This is a genomic window from Erythrobacter rubeus (assembly GCF_014705715.1).
Taxonomy (GTDB): Bacteria; Pseudomonadota; Alphaproteobacteria; order Sphingomonadales; family Sphingomonadaceae; genus Erythrobacter; species Erythrobacter rubeus.
The window spans coordinates 2882851-2903626 of the sequence record NZ_JACXLC010000001.1 but is presented as its reverse complement, the minus strand read 5'-3'; the positions used below and the strand labels follow the sequence as shown (position 1 = coordinate 2903626).

General features: G+C 59.5%; 25 protein-coding genes. 6 read left to right on the top strand and 19 right to left on the bottom strand.

From position 1 onward, the window contains the following. Positions 1-23 precede the first annotated feature (23 nt). The gene (locus IB285_RS14330) at positions 24-2297 is read right to left on the bottom strand and encodes an NADP-dependent malic enzyme (protein WP_190788795.1); all 2274 of its coding nucleotides are present in this window, start codon (positions 2295-2297) and stop codon (positions 24-26) included. Between the two features lie 127 nt (positions 2298-2424). On the opposite strand from IB285_RS14330, the gene mutS reads away from it, so the two are divergent. Both mutS and IB285_RS14320 read left to right on the top strand, forming a co-directional pair. Beyond that, positions 2425-5070, top strand: coding sequence for a DNA mismatch repair protein MutS (gene mutS, locus IB285_RS14325; protein ID WP_456237369.1), 2646 nt, complete (start codon positions 2425-2427; stop codon positions 5068-5070). A gap of 25 nt (positions 5071-5095) precedes the next feature. Further along, a complete protein-coding gene (locus tag IB285_RS14320; protein WP_190788793.1) occupies positions 5096-5503 on the top strand; it encodes a hypothetical protein in 408 nt (135 codons plus the stop codon). A 25-nt stretch (positions 5504-5528) separates the two neighbouring features. On the opposite strand, the gene IB285_RS14315 is transcribed toward IB285_RS14320, so the two are convergent. The 5 genes from IB285_RS14315 to gluQRS form a co-directional block, all read right to left on the bottom strand. Beyond that, positions 5529-5855: a hypothetical protein gene (locus IB285_RS14315; RefSeq protein ID WP_190788792.1), complete on the bottom strand. Its 327-nt coding sequence runs from the start codon at positions 5853-5855 to the stop codon at positions 5529-5531. Positions 5856-5908: 53 nt separating this feature from the next. Next, positions 5909-6778, bottom strand: coding sequence for a 3-hydroxyacyl-CoA dehydrogenase NAD-binding domain-containing protein (locus tag IB285_RS14310; RefSeq protein WP_190788791.1), 870 nt, complete (start codon positions 6776-6778; stop codon positions 5909-5911). Between the two features lie 80 nt (positions 6779-6858). Continuing rightward, positions 6859-7434: a cob(I)yrinic acid a,c-diamide adenosyltransferase gene (locus IB285_RS14305; protein ID WP_190788790.1), complete on the bottom strand. Its 576-nt coding sequence runs from the start codon at positions 7432-7434 to the stop codon at positions 6859-6861. Between the two features lie 34 nt (positions 7435-7468). Further along, positions 7469-7699 carry an HIG1 domain-containing protein gene (locus IB285_RS14300; RefSeq protein WP_190788789.1) on the bottom strand — a complete coding sequence of 77 codons (231 nt, stop codon included), beginning with the start codon at positions 7697-7699 and terminating at the stop codon, positions 7469-7471. Between the two features lie 24 nt (positions 7700-7723). After that, on the bottom strand, positions 7724-8554 hold the full coding sequence (gene gluQRS / locus IB285_RS14295) for a tRNA glutamyl-Q(34) synthetase GluQRS (RefSeq protein WP_190788788.1): 831 nt from the start codon (positions 8552-8554) through the stop codon (positions 7724-7726). A gap of 141 nt (positions 8555-8695) precedes the next feature. Between gluQRS and IB285_RS14290 the strand changes: the two genes are divergently transcribed. After that, the gene (locus tag IB285_RS14290) at positions 8696-9304 is read left to right on the top strand and encodes an HNH endonuclease (RefSeq protein ID WP_190788787.1); all 609 of its coding nucleotides are present in this window, start codon (positions 8696-8698) and stop codon (positions 9302-9304) included. A gap of 118 nt (positions 9305-9422) precedes the next feature. Continuing rightward, the gene (locus IB285_RS14285) at positions 9423-10154 is read left to right on the top strand and encodes a Crp/Fnr family transcriptional regulator (protein ID WP_190788786.1); all 732 of its coding nucleotides are present in this window, start codon (positions 9423-9425) and stop codon (positions 10152-10154) included. 165 nt (positions 10155-10319) lie between these two features. Here IB285_RS14285 and IB285_RS14280 read toward each other — a convergent pair whose 3' ends face one another. Then, positions 10320-10544 (bottom strand): hypothetical protein, encoded by a 225-nt coding sequence (locus tag IB285_RS14280; RefSeq protein WP_190788785.1) that lies wholly within the window; start codon positions 10542-10544, stop codon positions 10320-10322. 143 nt (positions 10545-10687) lie between these two features. Here IB285_RS14280 and IB285_RS14275 point away from each other — a divergent pair, with 143 nt between their 5' ends. Next, a complete protein-coding gene (locus IB285_RS14275) occupies positions 10688-11137 on the top strand; it encodes a potassium channel family protein (RefSeq protein ID WP_190788784.1) in 450 nt (149 codons plus the stop codon). A gap of 10 nt (positions 11138-11147) precedes the next feature. On the opposite strand, the gene kynU is transcribed toward IB285_RS14275, so the two are convergent. The 7 genes from kynU to dksA form a co-directional block, all read right to left on the bottom strand. Further along, positions 11148-12365 carry a kynureninase gene (gene kynU / locus IB285_RS14270; RefSeq protein ID WP_190788783.1) on the bottom strand — a complete coding sequence of 406 codons (1218 nt, stop codon included), beginning with the start codon at positions 12363-12365 and terminating at the stop codon, positions 11148-11150. After that, positions 12362-12988, bottom strand: a complete 627-nt coding sequence (gene kynB, locus IB285_RS14265; RefSeq protein ID WP_190788782.1) for an arylformamidase — start codon at positions 12986-12988, stop codon at positions 12362-12364. The genes kynU and kynB overlap by 4 nt, the downstream gene beginning before the upstream one ends. Further along, positions 12988-13779 (bottom strand): tryptophan 2,3-dioxygenase, encoded by a 792-nt coding sequence (locus IB285_RS14260; RefSeq protein WP_190788781.1) that lies wholly within the window; start codon positions 13777-13779, stop codon positions 12988-12990. The genes kynB and IB285_RS14260 overlap by 1 nt, the downstream gene beginning before the upstream one ends. A 36-nt stretch (positions 13780-13815) precedes the next feature. Beyond that, the gene (locus IB285_RS14255; RefSeq protein ID WP_190788780.1) at positions 13816-14232 is read right to left on the bottom strand and encodes a DUF4112 domain-containing protein; all 417 of its coding nucleotides are present in this window, start codon (positions 14230-14232) and stop codon (positions 13816-13818) included. An 18-nt stretch (positions 14233-14250) separates the two neighbouring features. Next, a complete protein-coding gene (locus IB285_RS14250) occupies positions 14251-15720 on the bottom strand; it encodes an ABC transporter substrate-binding protein (protein ID WP_328705901.1) in 1470 nt (489 codons plus the stop codon). Between the two features lie 162 nt (positions 15721-15882). After that, complete coding sequence (locus IB285_RS14245; RefSeq protein ID WP_190788779.1) at positions 15883-16164, bottom strand: PilZ domain-containing protein; 282 nt, start codon at positions 16162-16164, stop codon at positions 15883-15885. 227 nt (positions 16165-16391) lie between these two features. After that, positions 16392-16850, bottom strand: coding sequence for an RNA polymerase-binding protein DksA (gene dksA, locus IB285_RS14240; protein ID WP_190788778.1), 459 nt, complete (start codon positions 16848-16850; stop codon positions 16392-16394). Positions 16851-17170: 320 nt separating this feature from the next. Between dksA and IB285_RS14235 the strand changes: the two genes are divergently transcribed. After that, on the top strand, positions 17171-17500 hold the full coding sequence (locus IB285_RS14235) for a sel1 repeat family protein (RefSeq protein WP_190788777.1): 330 nt from the start codon (positions 17171-17173) through the stop codon (positions 17498-17500). On the opposite strand, the gene IB285_RS14230 is transcribed toward IB285_RS14235, so the two are convergent. Genes IB285_RS14230 through IB285_RS14210 form a run of 5 tightly spaced genes read right to left on the bottom strand, consistent with a single transcriptional unit; the run spans position 17497 to position 20738 of the window. After that, positions 17497-18648, bottom strand: a complete 1152-nt coding sequence (locus IB285_RS14230; RefSeq protein WP_328705900.1) for a GNAT family N-acetyltransferase — start codon at positions 18646-18648, stop codon at positions 17497-17499. The genes IB285_RS14235 and IB285_RS14230 overlap by 4 nt on opposite strands. Then, positions 18645-19385: a glycerophosphodiester phosphodiesterase family protein gene (locus IB285_RS14225; RefSeq protein WP_190788775.1), complete on the bottom strand. Its 741-nt coding sequence runs from the start codon at positions 19383-19385 to the stop codon at positions 18645-18647. Before IB285_RS14225 ends, IB285_RS14230 begins: the two co-directional genes overlap by 4 nt. Beyond that, the gene (locus IB285_RS14220; RefSeq protein WP_190788774.1) at positions 19382-19840 is read right to left on the bottom strand and encodes a RidA family protein; all 459 of its coding nucleotides are present in this window, start codon (positions 19838-19840) and stop codon (positions 19382-19384) included. The genes IB285_RS14225 and IB285_RS14220 overlap by 4 nt, the downstream gene beginning before the upstream one ends. After that, entirely contained in the window at positions 19837-20466 is a 630-nt protein-coding gene (locus IB285_RS14215; protein WP_190788773.1) for an HAD family hydrolase, read from the bottom strand. The genes IB285_RS14220 and IB285_RS14215 overlap by 4 nt, the downstream gene beginning before the upstream one ends. Continuing rightward, positions 20463-20738, bottom strand: coding sequence for a DUF3572 domain-containing protein (locus IB285_RS14210; protein WP_190788772.1), 276 nt, complete (start codon positions 20736-20738; stop codon positions 20463-20465). Before IB285_RS14210 ends, IB285_RS14215 begins: the two co-directional genes overlap by 4 nt. Positions 20739-20776 lie beyond the last annotated feature (38 nt).

Below are 20776 nucleotides of genomic sequence, written 5' to 3'. Positions count from 1 at the left end.
TTCGTCTGCGGCATCCGTTTCTATCAGCCGACGACGCCTGCCCCGGCAAGCACCGCCAAAGTCAGTACGTCGGGCGCAAGCGCTGTCATCGGAACGATCTGCACGGGCTTTTCCATTCCGATCAGCATCGGGCCGATGGTCGCATTTCCGCCAAGCTCGCGCAGAATCTTTGCGGACAGATTCGCCGATTGCAGGCCAGGCATGACGAGAACGTTCGCCGGCGCCGACAATCTGCAGAACGGATAAAGCTCCATGACCTTCGGATTGAGCGCCGCATCGGGTGCCATTTCGCCTTCATATTCGAAGCCCGGATCCTCACTGTCGAGGATCGCCACCGCATCGCGAATATTGTTGAGCCACTGACCCGAAGGATTGCCGAAAGTCGAATAGGACAGGAACGCAACGCGCGGCTCATGACCCATGCGGCGCGCCACCGCCGCGGTTTCGCGGGCGATATGCGCGAGCTCGGCAGCGCTCGGTCGCTCGTTGATCGTCGTGTCGGCGAGGAACGTCGTGTGGTTCTTGCCGATCATCATGTGGATGCCGAACGGGATCGCGCCGGGTTTCGGCTCGAGCACGCGGTTAATCTCCTTGGCCGTTTGGGCAAAGGTTCGCGTGAGGCCCGAGATCACCCCGTCGCCGTGGCCCAACGCAACGAGCAGCGCTGCGAACACGTTACGCTCCTGGTTGACCATGCGGCGCACGTCCCGTTCGGTATAACCGCGGCGCTGCAGACGTTTGTAGAGATAGTCGACCATTGCGGGCACATGCTCGCTATCGGCCGAGTTCTGGATTTCGAAGCTGCCTGGATCAGACACCGAAAGCTGGTGCAGTTTGTTGAGCACCGCCTTGGTCCGGCCAACGAGGATCGGCGTACCGTATCCGAAGTCGCGGAACTGGATCGCGGCGCGCAGGACCACCTCCTCCTCCGCTTCGGCAAAGACCATCCGTTTGGGATTGGACTTCGCTTCATCGTACACGCGCGTGAGAACCGAAGTGGTCGGGTTTAGGCGCGATTTCAGCTCATGGCGGTATTGCTCGAAATCCTCGATCCGTGCCTGCGCAACACCTGAATCCATTGCCGCTTTTGCAACCGCAGACGAAACCACTTCGATCAGCCGGGGATCGAACGGAGCCGGGATGATGTAGTCGGTCCCGAACTTCTGGTTCTTGCCATAGGCGCTCGCCACTTCTTCGGGCACGCGCTCACGGGCGAGTTCGGCGATAGCCTGCGCGGCGGCCACCTTCATTTCTTCATTGATCGTCGTCGCCTGCACATCGAGCGCGCCGCGAAAGATAAAAGGGAAACCTAGGACGTTATTCACCTGGTTTGGAAAATCGCTGCGCCCCGTTGCGATGATCGCATCCGGGCGAACCGCCTTGGCATCGTCGGGCATGATCTCGGGTACCGGGTTGGCCATGGCAAAGATGATCGGCTTGTCAGCCATCTTCTTCACCCATTCTGGCTTCAAGGCCCCGGCCGCCGATAGACCGAGGAAAATATCCGCACCTTCCAGCGCGCTTTCAAGATCGGTCGCGTCGGTTTCGACCGCATGCGCGCTCTTCCACTGGTCGACATTGTCGCGTCCCGGAGTAATCGGGCCGGAGCGATCGCACATGATCACATTTTCGTGCGGAACGCCCATAGCCTTGACCAGAGCGGTGCACGCGATCGCCGCCGCGCCCGCGCCGTTCACGACGACCTTCACATCCTTGATATCCCGGTCCGTTAGATGACAGGCATTGAGCAATCCAGCAGCCGTGATTATCGCCGTACCGTGCTGGTCATCATGCATGATCGGAATGTTCATCCGCTCACGCAGCGCCGCTTCGATAATGAAGCATTCAGGCGCCTTGATATCCTCCAGATTGATCCCGCCGAAGGTCGGCTCCATCAGCGCGACGGCGTTGATGAATGCCTCGGGGTCTTCAGTGGCAAGTTCGATGTCGATCGAGTCCACATCGGCAAAGCGTTTGAAGAGCACTGCCTTGCCCTCCATCACCGGCTTCGAAGCAAGCGCACCGAGATTTCCAAGACCAAGGATTGCCGAACCGTTGGAGATCACCGCGACCAGGTTCGCCTTTGCGGTGTAGCGCGCTGCAAGTGCGGGATCGTCGGCGATAGCTTCAACGGGAGCGGCGACACCGGGCGAATAAGCGAGGCTTAGATCGCGCTGCGATGTCATCGGCTTGGTCGCGACGACTTCAAGCTTACCCGGCCGGATCGTCTCGTGGTAGAAAAGCGCCTCTCGCGTGGTGAAACCGCCTTTACGACCAGCCTGTTGTTCGTCCGACATAAAACCCTTTTCCGTTACGGCAATTATCGCTTTGCAAACCGCGCTTAGCCCGCTCGGCTCGCAAACGATAGGGGAAACACGGGGCATACCCGTTCCGAATCGCTCGCTTGCTGGCTAGGCCAGAGACATGGCGCCGCCCAAACCCTCTCAGCCCACGCCAATGATGCAGCAATACCTTGCCTTGAAGGAGCAGGCCGGTGGGTCGCTGCTGTTTTACCGGATGGGAGATTTCTTCGAACTGTTCTTCGACGACGCGCGCGAAGCCGCCAATATTCTCGATATTGCGCTGACCACGCGCGGAGAACACAGCGGGGAGCCCGTGCCCATGTGCGGCGTCCCGGTCCATTCTGCGGAAGGCTATCTCGCTCGGCTGATCAAGGCCGGTCAGCGGGTTGCGATTGCGGAACAGGTCGAAACGCCGGACGAGGCCAAGGCGCGCGCCAAGGCCGAAGGCAAGCCTTCGTCGAAGGTGCTGGTGCAGCGCGACATCGTACGGTTCGTCACGGCAGGCACGCTGACGGAGGAAGCGCTTCTCAATCCACGCCGAGCGAACCTGCTTGCCTCGCTCGCCGAAGTGCGCGGGCAGGTCGGCGTTGCAAGCTGCGATATTTCGACCGGAGCGATGGTTCTCGAGGAGTGCGCACCCGATATGCTCGGCGCAGCGCTCGCGCGGATTGGAGCGACTGAAATCGTCGTGCCGGAAGACTGGCCTCACGGTCCCGACGAGGTGACATTCCACACCCGCGGTGACTTCGCGAGTGATGCGGGCAGCGACCGGCTGAAGGCCATCCATGGCGTTGCGACACTGGATGGCTTCGGCGACTTTTCCCGCACGATGATGGCCGCAGCAGGCGGATTGATCGCCTATCTCGATCATGTCGGGCGAGGCAGCCTTCCGCTGTTGCTTCCTCCGGTTGTACGGGCGAGCGCATCGGGGATGGAAATGGACGAGGCGACGCGGGCGAGCCTCGAAATCCTCGAAACGCAGCGGGGTGGTCGCTCAGGCAGTCTCATCGCCACGCTTGATCGCTGCACAACCGGTGCAGGTTCCAGGCTGCTGGCCGAAGACCTTGCCGCGCCGCTTCTCCAAGAGAGCGCCATCAACGACCGGCTCGATCTAGTCGAATTCTGGCGCGCCCGCCCGATAGAGCGATCCGATCTGCGTGAAACACTCCGCGCGCTGCCGGATATCGGCAGAGCGCTCGGCCGCATCGTCGCGGGCCGCGGCAGCCCGCGGGACCTTGGTCAGATACGCGATGGACTGGCCGAGGCCGTTCGCATCCATGAGAGCATTTTGTGCGAGACTGATCGGCCCCGTCTGCTCGATGCCTTGCTACCTGCCCTCACCGGCCATGGCGCGCTGATCGATCACCTGGACCGCGCCCTGGTCGAAGCGCCGCCGACTGAACGCGCGAATGGCGGCTTCATCGCCGACGGATACGATGCAAGTCTGGATGAGCTGCGTGAAATCTCCGGCAATGCCCGCCGCGCCATTGCTGCAATGGAAGCAAAGTACCGCGATCAGACCGGCATCGCCTCGCTCAAGATAAAGCACAACGGCGTGCTAGGCTATTTCATAGAAGTACCGAGCAGGCATGCCGATGCGCTGATGGAGGCGGAGAGCGGCTTCACCCATCGGCAGACCATGAAAGGCGCGGTTCGGTTCAACTCGCTCAGTCTGCACGAGGAAGCATCGCGCATTTCTGAAGCCGGTGGCCGCGCTGTGGCGGCAGAGGAAGCGCATTTCGAAGAGCTGATCGGTGAAGTCGCCGCCGTACGCGAAGCCATCGCTCGCACCGCGTCAGCGCTCGCGCGGATCGACGTTGCCACAGGCAATGCCGAGCGAGCAGCAGAGGGCGATTGGACGCGGCCGGAGATCACCGGAGATTCCGCTATTGCGATCAAGGGCGGACGCCATCCGGTGGTCGAGGCAGCCTTGGCCAAGGAAGGCGATCGTTTCGTGGCCAATGACTGCTCGCTAAGCAGCGATGACCGCCTTTGGCTGATCGGTGGTCCGAATATGGGCGGCAAATCGACCTTCCTGCGGCAGAACGCATTGATCGTGCTGATGGCGCAGTCCGGCTGCTTCGTGCCAGCCGATAGCGCGACGATCGGGATCGTGGACCGGCTCTTCAGCCGCGTGGGCGCATCGGACAACCTTGCCCGCGGTCGCTCGACCTTCATGGTCGAAATGGTCGAGACCGCCGCTATCCTCGCGCAAGCTAGCGAGCGCAGCTTTGTCATCCTGGACGAGGTCGGACGCGGCACATCGACCTATGACGGGCTCGCACTGGCGTGGGCCGTGGTCGAGGCGGTCCATTCGCGCATTGCCTGCCGATGCCTCTTCGCAACGCATTATCACGAGCTAGCGCGGCTTGCGGAAAGCTGCGAGGCTCTTTCCCTGCACCATGTGCGCGCCCGCGAGTGGAAAGGCGATCTGGTGCTCCTGCACGAACTCGCGCAGGGCCCCGCCGATCGTTCATATGGTCTCGCGGTCGCGAAGCTGGCCGGTGTTCCGGATGCGGTGGTGAAGCGCGCCTCTCAGGTTCTTGCGAAGCTCGAAGAAGCGCGAACCGAGACAGGCGGAATTGCGGCTGGCCTCGGCGAATTGCCTTTGTTTGCCGCATCCATGCAGCAATCGGACCCGGAAGCAACGCCGGAGCGCAAACTGGCAGACCGCCTATCGCAAACCGATATCGATGCGTTATCGCCGCGCGAAGCGCTTGAGCTGCTGTATGATCTCAAGCGCGAAATAGGTTCCACAGATCATTAACTCTTGGCGCGTATATCGCGCTTTTATGTTCGCCACTTTGTTCAAGAACCCGAAGGCCGCACTTGCTTATGTCGGCATCACGCTGGGCAGCGTATTGCTCTTCGTTGGCACCGAAGACGATCCTGGATCGCTCGGTCAAGTCATGAAGATCGTGGACGGAGAAGGCACTGAAGAAGACGAATTGCGGACCCGGCGCCAGGTAATTGATGGACAATCGGGAAGGAACCGATTGCGCCCCGAAACCGGCTTCCCGGTGGAATTCTCTTCGGACGAGGATTTGATCGATGCCGCGGAAGGCTTCGATCCCGCGCCTTCGGACGATACTTCTGGTTTCGATCCCAACCCCGAACTGCCCCAGCTATCTGCAGATCGAAATAGGCATCCGGAACGAGAGGGCAGTAGGGAGTGGTCGCTATCAGCTTCTGACGACTGAGGCTTCGTCGGTATCCGGCTCGTTTCTAGCCCTTTTCGCTACCTTCATATTTCGATGTGTTGTCGTCATGATTGGGCTCACCGGCAAATGCCCCGTTATCGATGCGGCCGCTGTCTTCCATGTCGCGCATCTGGTCGATCATGTCGGTTTCGGAACCGGCAACACCATCGACGGCGTCGGATGCGACTTTTAGGCTTTCGGTAGCTCTGGCTGTCTGTGTTTGCCCTTGCGCCTGTGACGCGACTTCCTGCGCTTGGCTGCGGTGATCGTCCTGCTCGTCATTGTGCATTTCGGGAGCAAGATCGGCTTGGCGTTCTTCTTGGCTTTTCACGGGTGTGTTGCTGTCGGTCATGCTTATAACTCCTTTGCATAACCAACGGCAGGACGCTGCCAGTGTTCCGAGTTTTACCGCGTGGGAACAGGCGCTTCGCCTGAATAATCGTAAAAGCCGCGGCCGGTCTTGCGCCCAAGCCAACCGGCTTCGACATATTTCACCAGAAGCGGCGCAGGGCGGTATTTCGTATCCCGCGTAGTCCTGTAGAGGACGTTGATGATATCGAGACAGGTGTCGAGACCCACAAAGTCTGCGAGCTGCAATGGGCCCATCGGGTGATTCAGGCCGAGACGGCAGCCCTTGTCGATATCCTCGATACCGGCGGTCGATTGGCCCAGGACGAAGACCGCTTCGTTTATCATCGGCAGCAAGATGCGGTTGACCACGAAGCCCGGTTCATCCTGACTGAGGACCACTTGCTTGCCCAGGCTTTCTGCGAATGCCGTCACGCGCTCGGTCGTATCCTGTGCTGTTGCCAGACCAGGAATGACCTCGATCAATCCCATGACCGGTACCGGGTTGAAGAAGTGCAATCCGATAAACCGTTCGGGATCGGGCGAATGGTTGGCCATACGCGTGATCGGAATCGAACTGGTGTTCGATGCCATGACAGCGCTTTCCGAAAGAACCTTGCCCGCCGCCTCGAAAATGGCCTGCTTGATCTCTTCCCGTTCGGTTGCCGCTTCGATAATCAGTTCGGCTTCGCCCATTGGCTCATAGTCCGCGACCGGCGTGATCTTGGCGAGAAGCGCCTCGGCGGCATCGGCTTCGATCTTTCCGCGGCCAACAAGTTTGGTGACGGCTTTTTCGATCGAGTCCTTACCTGCTTGCGCACGGGCCAAGTCGACGTCGGACAGAAACACTTGCATACCGTGTTGGGCAACCGTCTGCGCGATACCGGTCCCCATTTGCCCGGCCCCTATGACACCAATCTTCCGCATGACAGACTTCCTTCGCAAGTGCAGCATTAACTCTGCCGCGCCTGTTAGCGGCGGGCGAGGTCAATGGCCAGAGGAACCGATCAGCGATTTGCTCCGGGCACCCATTTGACGTCGGACTTGCCATCATCGTTCAGCACACGTGCGAGGACGAACAGCAAATCGGAAAGCCGGTTGATGTAGGCGGCAGCTGCAGGATTTACGGGCGTTTCCGCCGCCATGGCCGTCACCGCACGTTCTGCCGAACGCGTCGCTGCGCGGGCGATGTGAACGCGCGCGGACGCCTCACTCCCGCCCGGCAAGACGAAGCTGGTCAGTGGTTCCAGCCTTTCATTCAGAGCGTCGATCTGCCCTTCGATCCATTCCGACTGCGATGGGACCACCCGAAGGACCATTTCCGATGGCTCGAAATCGCCATCGTCAGCCGGTGTCGCGAGGTCTGCGCCGAGATCGAACAGATCGTTTTGGACCCGCGTGAGCGCCGCGCTCAGTGCGTCATCGGAAATAGCGCAGATCGCATGGCCGATCGCGCAGTTCGCTTCATCGACTTCGCCGATTGCTGCGATGCGCGCGGAATGCTTCGGGCAGCGCGAGCCATCGACGAGTCCAGTGGTGCCATCGTCGCCGGTGCGAGTGTAAATCTTGTTGAGCTTGACCATGCCCCGCGCCTTAGCGCGCTCAGCAAGGCCGCGTCTAGCGCGAGACTGCAAGCATGATGGCGACGACCGCGATAGCCAGCGCCTGGTACTTTATACGAGCGAACATCGCCTTGTTCTGCATCAATTGCATGTCGGTAGCGGTCTCGCCTTCGCCCGTTTCGAGATCGATCTTCGTCGTCTGCAAAAACGCGATTACCCCGCGAATGAGCGATACGACAACCATGACGCAAAGGACAACGAGGATGGCTATGAGGATATAATTCATGGTGATTAAATGGGGGCTGTCTCGCTAAGTTCCAGATAGAGATTGTTGCAACCGCAATTGTTCCGCGAGCATGAGACCGTCCTCCCCGCTTTCCCGCCGCGAAGCCAGGGCAGGCGATCCACGCCTTTTGGCGAGCTTCTGGCCATCGTTGTCCAGCAAGAGATCGTGATGGTGGTAGTGCGGCGTTGGCAGTTCGAACAATTCCTGCAGGATCCGGTGGACGTGGGTGGCAGCAAACAGGTCCGCTCCTCTCGTAACGACCGTCACGCCATCTGCTGCATCGTCAAGGGTCGCTGCAAGGTGATAGCTGGCCGGCAAATCCTTACGCACGATCACGACATCGCCGAATTCACGGGGGTCAGCGATGACAGATCCGGCCTCTTCATCGATCCAGATGAGTTCGCCCAGATCATTCATCGCCTTGTCGACGTCCAGCCTGGTCGCCGCCGGCTCATCGCTCTTTGCACAGCGCCCTTTGCACGTGCCCGGATAGATCACGCCATCGTCGCCTTTGCGAGCGTCGAGCGCTTCGATATCCTTACGGGTGCAGGCGCACTTGTAAGCCAATCCCGTAGCCAGCAGCCTGCCAGCCGCATCTTGATAGCTTTCCAAGCGGTCCGATTGCGGCGCAACCTCTTCCCACTCGAGACCCAGCCATTCGAGATCGCGGCGGAACTCATCCGCATATTCAGGCCGAGAGCGGGGTCCGTCGATGTCTTCGATGCGCAGGAGGAACTGGCCACCCGCCGATTTCGCCAGATCATGGGCGTAAATCGCCGAGAAAGCGTGCCCCATATGCAAGTGCCCATTCGGGCTCGGCGCAAACCGCGTCACGAGTGCGGGTGTCGTGTTCATGCGCGGACAATGGCACAGCCATTATCCAGAGGCTATCCACATGCCATCAACGCGTTGTCGCTGTGGATATGAACGATGTCATGGCTTTGACTCTTTTTGTTGTCACGGCATGTTCCATTCAATCAGGGAGGGACGCTAAGCGTGTTCAAAAGCGAACTGATCGAAACCGCGGCCAAGTTCCGCAGCGCACAGGAAGACCCAACGCGCAACCTGTCGTCCTGCCCCGCTTTGGTGCTGAACGCGGATTACACGCCGCTTTCCTATTATCCGCTCAGTCTCTGGCCGTGGCAGACAGCAATCAAGGCGGTGTTCCTCGACCGGGTCGACATCGTCGCGAGCTACGATCGGGAGGTCCATTCCCCCAGTCTCGACATGAAAATCCCGAGCGTCATTGCGCTGAGGCAATACGTCAAGCAAAGCGAATTTCCGGCTTTCACCCGGTTCAACGTGTTTCTGCGCGACAAGTTTACCTGCCAGTACTGCGGCAATCCCGATCATCTGACGTTCGATCATGTCATCCCCCGTAGGCTTGGCGGCAAAACGACCTGGGAGAACATCATTACCGCCTGTGCGCCGTGCAATATGAAAAAGGGCGGACGCACTCCGAAGCAGGCGAGCATGCCGGTGCAGATGAAACCGATCCGCCCGACAAGCTGGCAGCTGCAGCAATACGGCAAACAATTCCCGCCGAATTACCTGCACGAAACCTGGTGCGACTGGCTGTACTGGGACATCGAACTCGAAGCCTGAGAGCCCATGAGAGCGGTTCCTCGGAAGCCTCGCCAACCCTCCCGGTTTTCATTTAGACAAGATTGCGCTCTCTCGATATAGCCTCGCGATCGATGCGTGATCGCGAGGGGGACCAAGAGTGCAGAATCTGCTTGCGAAATACGGCAAGGTCACGCCGCTGCGGGCCGAAGAAGAGGACGCTTTCAAAGGGCTCGCCAGCGCAAAACGGAGTTATGAGGCTGGCACCAATCTCGTCGCAAGCGAGATCGACGAGCCCGATCAACTTTTTATCGTGGAAGAGGGCCGTCTTTTCGCTTCGCTAGATTTGCCGAGCGGCGAGCGGGCAATAACCCGGCTGTATTTCTCGGGCGATATTGTCGGGACCGCGAACATCCCGTTCGAACATGCCACCCAAACCATTACTGTGAATGCACCGTCGGTGATTTACATATTCCCGCGAGCCAATCTGATTGATGCGTTCACTCGAATGCCTCGCGTTGCAGCGATCTTCTACACTTTCGCCGCCATGGAAAATGCGATCCTGAACGATCGGCTGGTTTCCATTGGTCGCACGCGTGGCCGAGCTCGATTGGCAGCCCTCATCCTTGAAATCGAAACGCGCCGAAATCTCTTGGCCGACACAGCAGACGACCATTTCAGATTGGGGCTCACTCAAGGCCAGATCGGAGACGCTATCGGACTGACGGAGGTGCAGGTCAGCAGATTGTTTCGCCAGTTTATCGGCGAAGGCATCGTCGAGCGAAAAAGCGGAACGGTGAAGATCCTCCAACGGGACCGCTTGGTCGAGCTGGGGCAGTTCACCGATCGGTACAAAGACCTGGATCTCGACTGGTTCGAGGATGACCGCTGATCGAGGAGCATGGAGCATTGGATTGGCCGCCCGATTGGTTTGCCCCGCCGGGCTGTCAGGAACCCGGCGGGGCGAGGAATCGGCCATATCGCTGCGCCGAACGGCGGACCCCTCATCTCGATGCTCACTTATGATTTGGCGAGAGAGCTTTACGCGTCTTCCAAGCTACCCTTGCGCACGGCTTTGCGATGGTTCGACCAGCCACACGCCGGTCTCCTCGACCAGCCGCATTCGGCATACCAATGCGTCCCCCTGATAGAGCTCAGCCCAGTCGCCATCCGCGGAATTCTTGGCGATCTCCAACGCGCCAGCGGTCGAATGCGCATAGAACGATACGGTCTGCTCTCCTGCAGAATTATCGGCCGCAAACTTGAGCGAGTACTGGATCATTCGTTACCCCTCGGTGAGGGCACGGCAATAACGACTGCAGACTTCGCCGCATTAACAAATGTTGGTGCCAGTCTACCTGGGACGCGAATTCTACGGTGGCTCTCGCTTGACCGGTCCACAACAATGAGAGCAATGCCAGATGTATGACCGCCATAGCCTTCGCCGCTCTGTTGATCGCTGCGACGATCCTTATTCACTACGAAATCTTGCGCTTCACATCACGCGGAGCGACCGACCTTCACGTCCACCCCAGAATGCGTCTGTGGATGATGCTGACCGCAGCAGTGATTTCGCACGTTCTGCATGTGGCGCTTTATGCATGCACTTATATCCTGCTTGAAGATGTCTTCGAGGTCGGCGCGATAGCCGGGCCAAAAGCAGGGAAGTTCGATGACGCATTCTACTTTTCGATCACCAGTTACACGACGCTGGGTATCGGCGATCTCTACCCCACCGGTCAGATACGCCTGCTAAGCGGCGTCGAAGCGCTCAACGGGCTGGTCATGGTTACGTGGACGGCCTCAATGACGTATCTGCATATGGAGCGGTTCTGGACAATTCATCTAACCGACAACCGGGGCAGCGACGAGTAACGAGGCGTGATCAGGTTACCGCGGCGCGGCGCCCATATTCCTCGCGCTTCCATTCCTCACTCGAGATAACCTCGGCAAGGTGTCTCGCTGCCTCGAACATGTCTTCGAAGCGCAAATAGGCAGGTGCAAAACCAAGCCTTAGGATATCGGGTGCGCGGAAATCGCCGATGACCCCGCGGGCGATCAGCGCCTGGCAGATAGGGTAGGCATGCGGATGGCGGAAACTCAGCTGGCTGCCACGAGCGGCCGCATCGGCTGGACTCACAAGTTCTACATCCAGACCATGATGGGCCACGCATTCAAGGAAGAATTCCGACAGCGCCTGCGATTTCTGATGCAGGCGGGCGACCCCAATCTCGGCGATCAGATCGACGCCGACTTCGAGCGCGGCAAGGCCAAGCACGGGCGATGTACCGCATTGCAATTGCTCGATACCCGGCGCCTTTTCGTATTCGTCCGAGAAGGCAAAGGGTCGCGCGTGTCCGAACCAGCCGGTCAGGGGCTGCTTGAGATCGCCGTGATGACGCTCAGCAACGAATGCGAAGGCGGGAGCGCCGGGGCCGCCGCACAGATATTTGTAGCCGCAGCCAACAGCGAAATCGGCGTCCATACCGTTCAGATCAACGGGGAGCGCTCCGGTACTGTGCGACAAGTCCCAGAACACCAGCGCGCCTGAGTTATGCGCGGCTTGAGTCAACGCGGCCATGTCGAACACCTCGCCGGTCTTGTAATGCGCATGGGTCAGCATCAGGAGCGCGACATCTTCGTCAAGCGCGGCCATGATCTGCTCACGCGGTGCGAGACGCTGCGCGGCCAGGCCCTGCCTCTCAAGCCCCTCGATCATATAGATGTCGGTCGGGAAATTGCCCGGCTCGGACAGCACAACCTTTCGTCCGGGCCGCATTTCAAGCGCTGCCGCGATTAACTTGAAGATGTTCACGCTAACAGTGTCGCAGGCGATCACTTCATCGGGCCGTGCGCCAATCAGCGGTGCGATCTTACCGCCAATGCGCGCAGCCATGCCGAACCAATCGGCATCGTTCCAGCTGCGGATCAGGCCCTCGCCCCATTCGCTTTTGATCACCCGCTGCATTGCCTCGGGCGCATCCTTCGGAAGCGCGCCGAGCGAATTGCCATCGAGATAGATCACCCCATCTGGCAAAGTGAAACGCGAGCGGTATTCTCCCAGCGGGTCCGCCGCGTCGAGTTCGCGCGCGCGTCCGATCATGGCAGCTCTCTCAATATTGCTCGGACCGGCGAAGCATCGCCGCCGATGATCGGAAGTGGGAGCGCGATCAGTTCGTATCGGCCTTCGGGCACCTCATCGAGCACTAAGCCTTCCAGCACCCGGATATCGTGCTTGAGCACGGCCTTGTGCGCGAGCATGTCTTTCGAATCCTGAGGGTCGATCGATGGCCCGTCTATTCCGATGAGCTTGACGCCTTGGACCGCCAACCATTCGACAGTTTCGGGCGCAATGGCTGTTGTGTCTGAAGCCCAGTCATCGTGTGGGAATGCGTCGAAAGTCCGGAACAGCACCCGGTCCGCGCTATTCAGGTGAGGAAGATCCCCGACCTCGATCTCCTTCTTCGCTGCTCGGGCATCGATCACAAGGCATTCGCCGAGATAGGGATGCAAATCGACCGAAGCGATATCGGCAGCAGTCTCACTGTAATGCAGCGGCGCGTCGGCATGTGCGCCCGAATGGGTGGACATTGTCAGCGCCGATACGTTGACGGGCGACCCCTCGCTCATCTGCCAGGTCTCAGATTGCGCAAAAGCTGTATCGCCCGGCCACACTGGAAGGCCGGGGTGTAGCTTTTGCGAGATGTCCCATATCCGTTGTGCCATCAAATCGCCGTCCGGACGCTGAGGAGTTCTGGGAAGAAAGCCTGCTTAAGGACGCCTGCGAGATACGGAACACCCGGAGTGCCGCCCGTGCCGCGCTTGAAGCCGATGATCCGCTCGACAGTCTTGAGATGCCCAAACCTCCAGCGCTGAAAGTGGTATTCGAGATCGACAAGCTTTTCTGCGAGCTCATAAAGGTCCCAGTGTTTTTCAGGGGCGCGGTATATCTCCGCCCAAGCCCGTTCAACGCTGGCATTATGAACGTAGGGAGCATCGAGATCCCGCTCCAAAACCTCGTCATCGATCGCGAAACCGCGTCTCGCGAGCAGGTGAAGGGCCGCATCGTAAAGACTGTCGCGCGTCACTTCATGACGCAGCCTTTCAGACCAGTTCCCGGTTTTCTCATGCAAGCGAACATGTTTGAGATCACGTCCGCCCAGCATGAATTCCATCATCCGGTATTGCGGCGACTGGAATCCTGAGGACGCGCCCAAGTGCGGCCTGATGCGCGAATAATCGTGCGGGGTCATCGTGCTCAGCACGTCCCAGCTCTGGATCAGTTGCTGCTGCGCGCGGGCGACGCGGGCCAGCATTTTGAAGGCCGGGCGCAGGTCGTCACGCTCGATATGCTCACGCGCGGCAGTAAGCTCGTGCAAGCACAGCTTGAGCCAAAGCTCGCTGGCCTGGTGCACCACAATAAAGAGCATCTCATCATGTGCGCCGGATGCGGGGTGTTGCGCCTCCAACACCTTTGGAAGGTCGAGATAGCTGGAATAAGTGACGTTTTCGGCCATGCCCAAAGCCCTAGCGCGCCCGCTGGTGAAAGGGAATTACCCGTCGATTATCCGTGTCTCGGGATGGTGCTTGTCGAGATGCTTCTTGATAATCCTGAGATTGCGCGAATTCGAACGAAACAGGAAGTCGGCCGCGTCGCCCACGAACGGGACAAGGCCTATCGCAGTATCGAACGCGACATTTGCTCCCATGCGGCTGAGCTGCCATTTCGACATGCCGAGATTGCGGCCTTCCCACACGATATATGCGCCCATCGCAGTGGTGATAAAATCGCCGACGACGGGGATGAGGCCGATTATCGCGTCGAGGCCGACTGACATGTTGACCCCTGGCACTCGGAAACTTCGCTCAAGCAGTTTTTCCATAATCTCCACACGCATCCGGACGGATGCGGGGTCGGTACCGCTCGGCAGTTTCAGGCTGAGAGTTTGCGGGCGATCGGGGCCGTCCATACCGTCTCCTTACCTGCTTTATGTGGTGGGCTGGGAAAGGGGGAACAAGGGGTGAAGACCCCATTGGTTGGCCTGATAGGCGGTGATTGCCCCGCGTACGAGCGACCAGCGCACCGGCGCACCAAGCGGAATGAAGACTTCCTCTTCGACGAGCGCGGTATGCGCTTCTGCCAACAGCCGCTGTTTTGCCGCAAAGTTCCTGACGGTCAGCGACTGAAGCACAAGTTCGTCCGCTTCGGGAGAACAAAGCCCGATTTCGAGCTCACAGTTGAATTGGTTCAAGAACCACCGCGGGGATGAATACCGTGCGAGCCGATCGCGCAATTCGAGTTCGGCGCCCTCCCCCGGCGCGACCCTCTGCAAACTGATCCCTATATCGCCCCAGGTCTCCCGCAGTTGCTCGAAAAGCAAGTCGCTGCCCGGACCATCCGGCAGGGCGATGCGCAGTTCGGTTGTTTCGCCCCCCTCAGGTGACCAAGCGGCAATCCGCTGCCGCGCGATGCTGCGCCGTTCCTCTGTGGAAAGACTGTCCCATCGCGTGTCGGGATAGGCCTGCACTCCGAACAGGTCGGGCGGTACGATCCACGTTTGAGGCTGCCAGCCGCCAAGGCCGAAAGCCTGGATCAACGCATCGCGATCGAGCGCCATAGAGAGGGCCTCCCTGCGCTCTGGTGACCCGAGCACGCCCGTCTCGCTGCGTATGACGAGCCCAAGGATGCCCAATGCCGGATCGACCTGGATCGTACCACGCGAGAGCGGCCCTACTTGCGCAAGCGGAAAACTGGAGAGTCGGCCATTCAACACCAGGTCGACCTCGCCCTCGGTAAATGCGTCAACTGCGTCTGCCGCCGGCAGCGCTCTCACAGTAATGGCGCGCGCGAGGTCTTCCCAATCCTCTCTGGCGGCGAAGCCCCTCGCCTCGGGCGGAAGCGCGCTCAGCCTTGCTATTGGCGCATCCTCGTCGCGCGATGCGATCATCGGACCAACGCCGCCGCCGCTCTTTACAAATCCAAGCTCCGGCTGAGCTAGCAAACGTAGAAATTCGGGCATGGGGCTAGACAGGCGCAATTCGATCACCCGTCCTGTCATCGCTCGCACGTCTGTGATTTTTGCCAGGTCGAGCCCGAGCGAGCTCCCCTCCAGCCGATTGAGTGTGTCTCTGAGCAGCAGGCGGACATCGTCGGCGGTGATCGGTTCGCCATCGGGCCACGCTGTATTGCGGAGCCTGAAAATATAGCTGAGCCCGTCGTCGGTGACGATCCACCGCTCGGCAATTGCCGGCACGATCTGCCCTGCTGGATCAAGCGCAACGAGCCCTTCGAACGAGGCCGCGCGCAAATGCTGAGCGCCCGGCGACAACCGCACACTCTGCTGGAAAAGGCTCTGCGGCTCGCCAATGATCGCGACGTTCACAGGACCGGTGTCGGCCGCCGGTCCGCATCCGGTGAGCGCAAGCAATCCAAACAAAATGGGCCAAAGTCTGTTCACGCTGCGCGGCTTAGCAGCTTGTGCGAGCTTGGTCAGCGCAAAGACTTCGATAGGCCAAGAGAAAGTGGATGAGGGCGGTCGCGCCGCCCATTCAAGCTTCACTCTGGGAAAAGTCCCTCCCGTCGCAGATGTGCAGACAGTTATCCGGACCGTGGCCGTTGACTAGGCCCCGCGAGCTAAATGCGAATCGACTTCCCGATGAAATGATATGCCGAAGCGGTCATCCTGGACCCAGGCGACGCTGCCATCCACCTTGCCGATATTGCGCATCTCGATCTCAAGCCGATTGCCGCGTTTCACGTGGAGGTTGCCTTCGCCCATCATACCGCCATCGGACAGGTTATGAACCCGCACTTCGTGACGTTGATGATCCTGCTCGACCCGAATGCTCGCAAGCAAATGAGAGTCCGTGCGGGGTGTATTCCGGTTGTCCAAACCTGACATAATCGAAACGCCTCCTTTAGGCTTTTCAATGCGACCTCGTTTCCTGCCCGACGCGCTGCCGTTAGAGACAATCGTCCGGAAGGATATGTCGGCGCTAGGAATTCAATGTTTATGAATTGTGAAATTCAGCCTGCGAGAAAGGCCGGATCGAGCCGCCGTCCCAAACTGATACGGGGAGGGCTTGCCGCCTGTTTTGTGACTGTTTGATCGAGGCGCGAAGGACCTGATCAATCGTCGCGCGAGATTTTTTCCCGGCGCTCATGCGCCTCCTGCGCTTCGACAGTCATCGTCGCGACCGGCCGCGCGATCAGGCGCCTGAGGCCAATCGGATCGCCGGTTTTCTCGCAGTAACCGTACTCGCCTTCATCGATGCGCCGAAGCGCCGCGTCGATCTTCGAGACCAGCTTGCGTTGCCGGTCACGGGTGCGAAGCTCAATGCCCCAATCGGTCTCGCTCGATGCGCGATCGTTCAAATCGGCTTCTCGAATGGGGCCGTCTTGTAGGGATTGCAGTGTCTGGTCGGCGGCGTCGCGGATGGAGCGTTTCCATTCGATCAGAAGCATCCGGAAATACGCCTGGTGCTTCTCGTTCATATACTCTTCGCTATCGTTCGGAACGTAATCCGGCGCGAGCATATCTTTCGCGGTTTTCAGAATCTCTGTTTCTTTAGTCGCCGCTGTGGCCATGTGCTTCTCTCGTCCCAACACTTCCCGCGAGACTGTCCCATCATCGCGCCTGAATGAGATTTCAAGACGCGATTCACCCCAGCAAGTCACTGCTTGGTCGGGCCTATAGGGAAGCGTCAAGTCAGGCACAAGCCGTTTGAAGCGGACACCCGGATCATTCCGATGGATTGTCCCAAAAGCGGGCGACATTTTTGCATGTGCGGGCTTAAGCGAAATCAAAAAGGTCGAGGCACGTTAACCAATTGTTGACCATGATCCGCAAGTTCTGTGGCTAACGCGGCTCGCAAGGGGGCTTTGCCGCGGAAAACGGGGAACACAAAATGAAACTTACACCGCTTAATGGGGGCGAGTACGAAACGGCTCATAATCCGGAAGTCGATCTTGTCGTGGCTCAGTGTCTTGCGGCTGCATCCGGCGGAGATACCTCCGCTCTATTCGATCTCGGCGTGGCATTTTCGACCGGGTCGGGCGGCGTTATCAGCGATCTGATCGAGGCGCACAAATGGTTCAACATTGCCGCCTCGCGTGGTCACGACGAAGCCACTTTTTGCCGTGCCGATATTTCCGACGAGATGACAGCTCGCGAAATCGCCGAAGCTCAGCGCCGTGCGCGCCAATGGCTGGCTGAAAACCGCGCCAAGGTTGCCTAACTTTTCTTGAACGGCGTTCGTTCACCGAGAAACAGCTTGTCCGTCGCGACGCCATCGCGTTCGCGCACGAGAAAATCGGCGACGGCCTCGCGGAAGCCGGGATCGGCCAGCCAATGCGCCGAATGGGTCGGCACTGGTTCATATCCGCGGGCAAGTTTATGACCGCCCTGCGCGCCCGCCTCGACCCGCGGCAGACCAAGCTCGATTGCGATATCGATCGCCTGATAATAGCACAGCTCGAAATGGAGAAAGCGCACGTCCTGTGTGCAGCCCCAATACCGCCCATAGAGCGCTTCGGCGCCGACGAAATTGAGTGCGCCGGCAATCGGCAATTCGTCATCGTAAGCGAGAATGAGCACGATCCGCTCACCCATCCGCTCACCCAATAAAGTGAAAGCTTCCCGGGTGAGATACGGCGTTCCCCATTTGCGTGCACCCGTATCTTGATAAAAAACCCAGAATGCATCCCAGTGTTCGGGCTTGATATCGTCACCTGACAAGTGGACGATCTTCAAGCCATCCTGCGCAGCCGCGCGCTCCTTGCGTAGATTCTTGCGTTTGCGTGAAGCTAAAGCATCGAGGAACCCGTCGAAGCTCGTATAGTCGCGGTTAATCCAATGGAACTGAATGTCGTCCCGGATCAGCCAATCGCCAGCCTCGAACAGCGGCACTTGGTCCGCTTCGACAAACGTTGCATGGGCTGAGGAAAGCCCGTTCTGAAGACAAACCGCTTCCGCTCCCTTCAGCAGGTGCGGAGCGAGGCTTTCGTCCGAAAACAGCAACCTCGGCCCGCTGGCCGGAGTGAAGGGCGCAGCAATTTGTAGCTTCGGATAATAATTCCGCCCGGCCCTTTGCAGCGCATCGGCCCACGAATGGTCGAAGACATATTCGCCTTGGCTGTGGCCCTTGGCATAGCTCGGCATGGCAGCCAGCAGGTTATCATGCGCGTCGGTTATGACGACGGGAACGGGGTCCCACCCGGTTCCTTCGCCGACGCTGCCCGAATCTTCCATGGCCGTGAGGAATTCGTGGCTGACGAAAGGATTGCGATGTCCGCCCAGCGCATTCCACGCATCGGCCTCGAATTGTCCGACCGAAGGAGCAAGACGAACGGTAAGTTCGTTGGGCGCAGGATCGCTTTCGCTCACGGGAGGCCTTCGCCCTCCGAAATGAGCGCATCGACGTTCTTCAGGGCTTTTTCGCGGCGATCTGCCGTGCTGATAGTCCAGCTGAGCAACGGGCGGTCTTCGCCGCGCCATTCGCTTGCGAGATTATTGGGAAGGTCGCGAATGTCCACCGCCAGAAAGTCAGGGTCAGCCCGCGCAATCGCACCCTCCGTGCGCCACGCGCTCAGCCAGCCATGGTCGAGGGTGTCTGTGCATACCAATCCGCGTATCCGGTCCGGGTCATGCGCTGCGAACCATTCGCCACAGCGCGGATCGAAGCTCATGACCGCAACATTGCCATCATATCCGCCGAGTGCATTGGAAACAGCGGCGCAAGCCTCTTCGATGGTGAAATCCGGCATGGACTTGATCTCGACGAGCAGCGGCACGCGCTCGTCGATCTGCGCGAGCAAATCCTCCAGGCTCTCCATTCGGTCGCCCGTTTCGGTGAGGTGCATGTGCCGTAGTGCCGCAGCATCGTGAGCAGCGACAAACCCGCTGCCATCAGTTAGCCGTTCCAAAACCCAGTCATGAAAAACCATCGCGACTTTGTCGCGGCTCAATTGGACGTCGCACTCGATGCCCATTCCTGCCTCGATGGCCGCAGCAAATGCGGAGCGGGAGTTTTCGATCCTGAGGCCGTAAGAGGACGTGTCATGCAGCCCGCGATGGGCGTATTCCCATTTCGTCAGCCAGTCGAAGACGCGCCGCTCGCTCATCCGGCCAAAGCGATGATGGCGTCCACTTCGACCGCCGCGCCCAGCGGCAGAGCGGGCACGCCCACAGCAGCGCGTGCGTGGCGGCCGTTTTCGCCGAAAACATCAAACATGAGATCGGACGCGCCGTTGGCGACCTTTGGTTGGTCGGTGAAATCGGGTGTCGAGTTCACAAACGCACCGAGCTTCACGATCCGCTCCACACGGTCGAGCGGGATCAATGCGGCTTTCAACTGTGCGAGGATCATCAAACCGCAAGCGCGTGCCGCGGCCATCCCGTCGTCGAGGCTGACATCTTCGCCCAGCCGACCGGTGACCAGGTTGCCATCCACGAATGGCAGCTGTCCGGAGACGTGGGCGAAACCGCCCTGCACCACCACCGGCACATAGCTTGCGACCGGCGCGGCCGCTTCGGGAAGGACGATGCCCAGTTTTTCGAGGCGTGCTTCAACAGTCATGCGGGTTCTCCGTCCAGTCTTTCCATCAACCAAGGTAACGCTTCAGCCCAGCGGTCGATCCTTGCATCTGCGTGCCCAGCCTTGTGCGCGCAATCGATCGAGCCAGCGATCATCGGTTCGCCGCACATATGCAGGCGCACCACATGAGGCGTAGTTTCAAGAACGGAAAGGTGGTGCTGAGGCAGGTCGTCGATGAAGACCGCTCGGGTGGGCGCGTGCTCCTCTATAATCCGCCGTAATGCAGGTCCTTTCGGCCCTTGGTTCGTGTAAACAGGCGCGTCGATGCCATGCGATGCGAGCTGCTCTGCCCGCATGTCGCGGCGTTTGTCGACCAGGTTGGTTAGGATCACGACATCGGCATGCTCGCCAAGCGCATTGATGGACTCGACTGCCCCTGCGATTGGCAGCTGACGCTCCATCTCGGTGTCGAAAAAGCCGCCAAGCATACGCCATACTTCGTTTGCCTCCAGCAACTCGCCGCTCTTTTGCCAGCGCAAAGCTTCGCCAAAATTCGCGCCATCGAGATTGAAATCGACCCCTTGGCTCTCCTCAAGCCAATCCTTGAAATGCGACACCATGTGGAGCAGCACCTCGTCGCAATCGCTGATGATTAAGGGACGGCTCATTGGGAAAGCTCCTGACGGGCGGCGACAAGCTCTTCGGGTGTGACGGCCAGCGCTTCAGCCGCGCGGATCAAATCCGGTTCGTGATTGGCAAGAAAATCGAGCGGCGCAGCTAGAATGGACGGATCATCCAATCCTGCCCGCAAAGCATCGGGATCGAGCCCGGTCAAACTCAGGAAGCGCTCGGCCCGCTCACCGTCCTCCAGCACCCAGCCGAGCGCGCCGAGCGCAAGCGTAAGCGCCGAAAGCCTGTCGGTCGGTGCGGTATTTGCCATATGGTCATTTGCGTGCGGGATTGTGGCGGCCTCTTGGT

What these genes read in the sequence shown, in the direction of transcription:
- IB285_RS14330 (WP_190788795.1), bottom strand. Translation starts at nt 2,297, where the DNA reads ATGTCGGACGAACAACAGGCTGGTCGTAAAGGCGGTTTCACCACGCGA.
- mutS (WP_456237369.1), top strand. Translation starts at nt 2,425, where the DNA reads ATGGCGCCGCCCAAACCCTCTCAGCCCACGCCAATGATGCAGCAATAC.
- IB285_RS14320 (WP_190788793.1), top strand. Translation starts at nt 5,096, where the DNA reads ATGTTCGCCACTTTGTTCAAGAACCCGAAGGCCGCACTTGCTTATGTC.
- IB285_RS14315 (WP_190788792.1), bottom strand. Translation starts at nt 5,855, where the DNA reads ATGACCGACAGCAACACACCCGTGAAAAGCCAAGAAGAACGCCAAGCC.
- IB285_RS14310 (WP_190788791.1), bottom strand. Translation starts at nt 6,778, where the DNA reads ATGCGGAAGATTGGTGTCATAGGGGCCGGGCAAATGGGGACCGGTATC.
- IB285_RS14305 (WP_190788790.1), bottom strand. Translation starts at nt 7,434, where the DNA reads ATGGTCAAGCTCAACAAGATTTACACTCGCACCGGCGACGATGGCACC.
- IB285_RS14300 (WP_190788789.1), bottom strand. Translation starts at nt 7,699, where the DNA reads ATGAATTATATCCTCATAGCCATCCTCGTTGTCCTTTGCGTCATGGTT.
- gluQRS (WP_190788788.1), bottom strand. Translation starts at nt 8,554, where the DNA reads ATGAACACGACACCCGCACTCGTGACGCGGTTTGCGCCGAGCCCGAAT.
- IB285_RS14280 (WP_190788785.1), bottom strand. Translation starts at nt 10,544, where the DNA reads ATGATCCAGTACTCGCTCAAGTTTGCGGCCGATAATTCTGCAGGAGAG.
- IB285_RS14275 (WP_190788784.1), top strand. Translation starts at nt 10,688, where the DNA reads ATGACCGCCATAGCCTTCGCCGCTCTGTTGATCGCTGCGACGATCCTT.
- kynU (WP_190788783.1), bottom strand. Translation starts at nt 12,365, where the DNA reads ATGATCGGACGCGCGCGCGAACTCGACGCGGCGGACCCGCTGGGAGAA.
- kynB (WP_190788782.1), bottom strand. Translation starts at nt 12,988, where the DNA reads ATGGCACAACGGATATGGGACATCTCGCAAAAGCTACACCCCGGCCTT.
- IB285_RS14260 (WP_190788781.1), bottom strand. Translation starts at nt 13,779, where the DNA reads ATGGCCGAAAACGTCACTTATTCCAGCTATCTCGACCTTCCAAAGGTG.
- IB285_RS14255 (WP_190788780.1), bottom strand. Translation starts at nt 14,232, where the DNA reads ATGGACGGCCCCGATCGCCCGCAAACTCTCAGCCTGAAACTGCCGAGC.
- IB285_RS14245 (WP_190788779.1), bottom strand. Translation starts at nt 16,164, where the DNA reads ATGTCAGGTTTGGACAACCGGAATACACCCCGCACGGACTCTCATTTG.
- dksA (WP_190788778.1), bottom strand. Translation starts at nt 16,850, where the DNA reads ATGGCCACAGCGGCGACTAAAGAAACAGAGATTCTGAAAACCGCGAAA.
- IB285_RS14235 (WP_190788777.1), top strand. Translation starts at nt 17,171, where the DNA reads ATGAAACTTACACCGCTTAATGGGGGCGAGTACGAAACGGCTCATAAT.
- IB285_RS14225 (WP_190788775.1), bottom strand. Translation starts at nt 19,385, where the DNA reads ATGAGCGAGCGGCGCGTCTTCGACTGGCTGACGAAATGGGAATACGCC.
- IB285_RS14220 (WP_190788774.1), bottom strand. Translation starts at nt 19,840, where the DNA reads ATGACTGTTGAAGCACGCCTCGAAAAACTGGGCATCGTCCTTCCCGAA.
- IB285_RS14215 (WP_190788773.1), bottom strand. Translation starts at nt 20,466, where the DNA reads ATGAGCCGTCCCTTAATCATCAGCGATTGCGACGAGGTGCTGCTCCAC.
- IB285_RS14210 (WP_190788772.1), bottom strand. Translation starts at nt 20,738, where the DNA reads ATGGCAAATACCGCACCGACCGACAGGCTTTCGGCGCTTACGCTTGCG.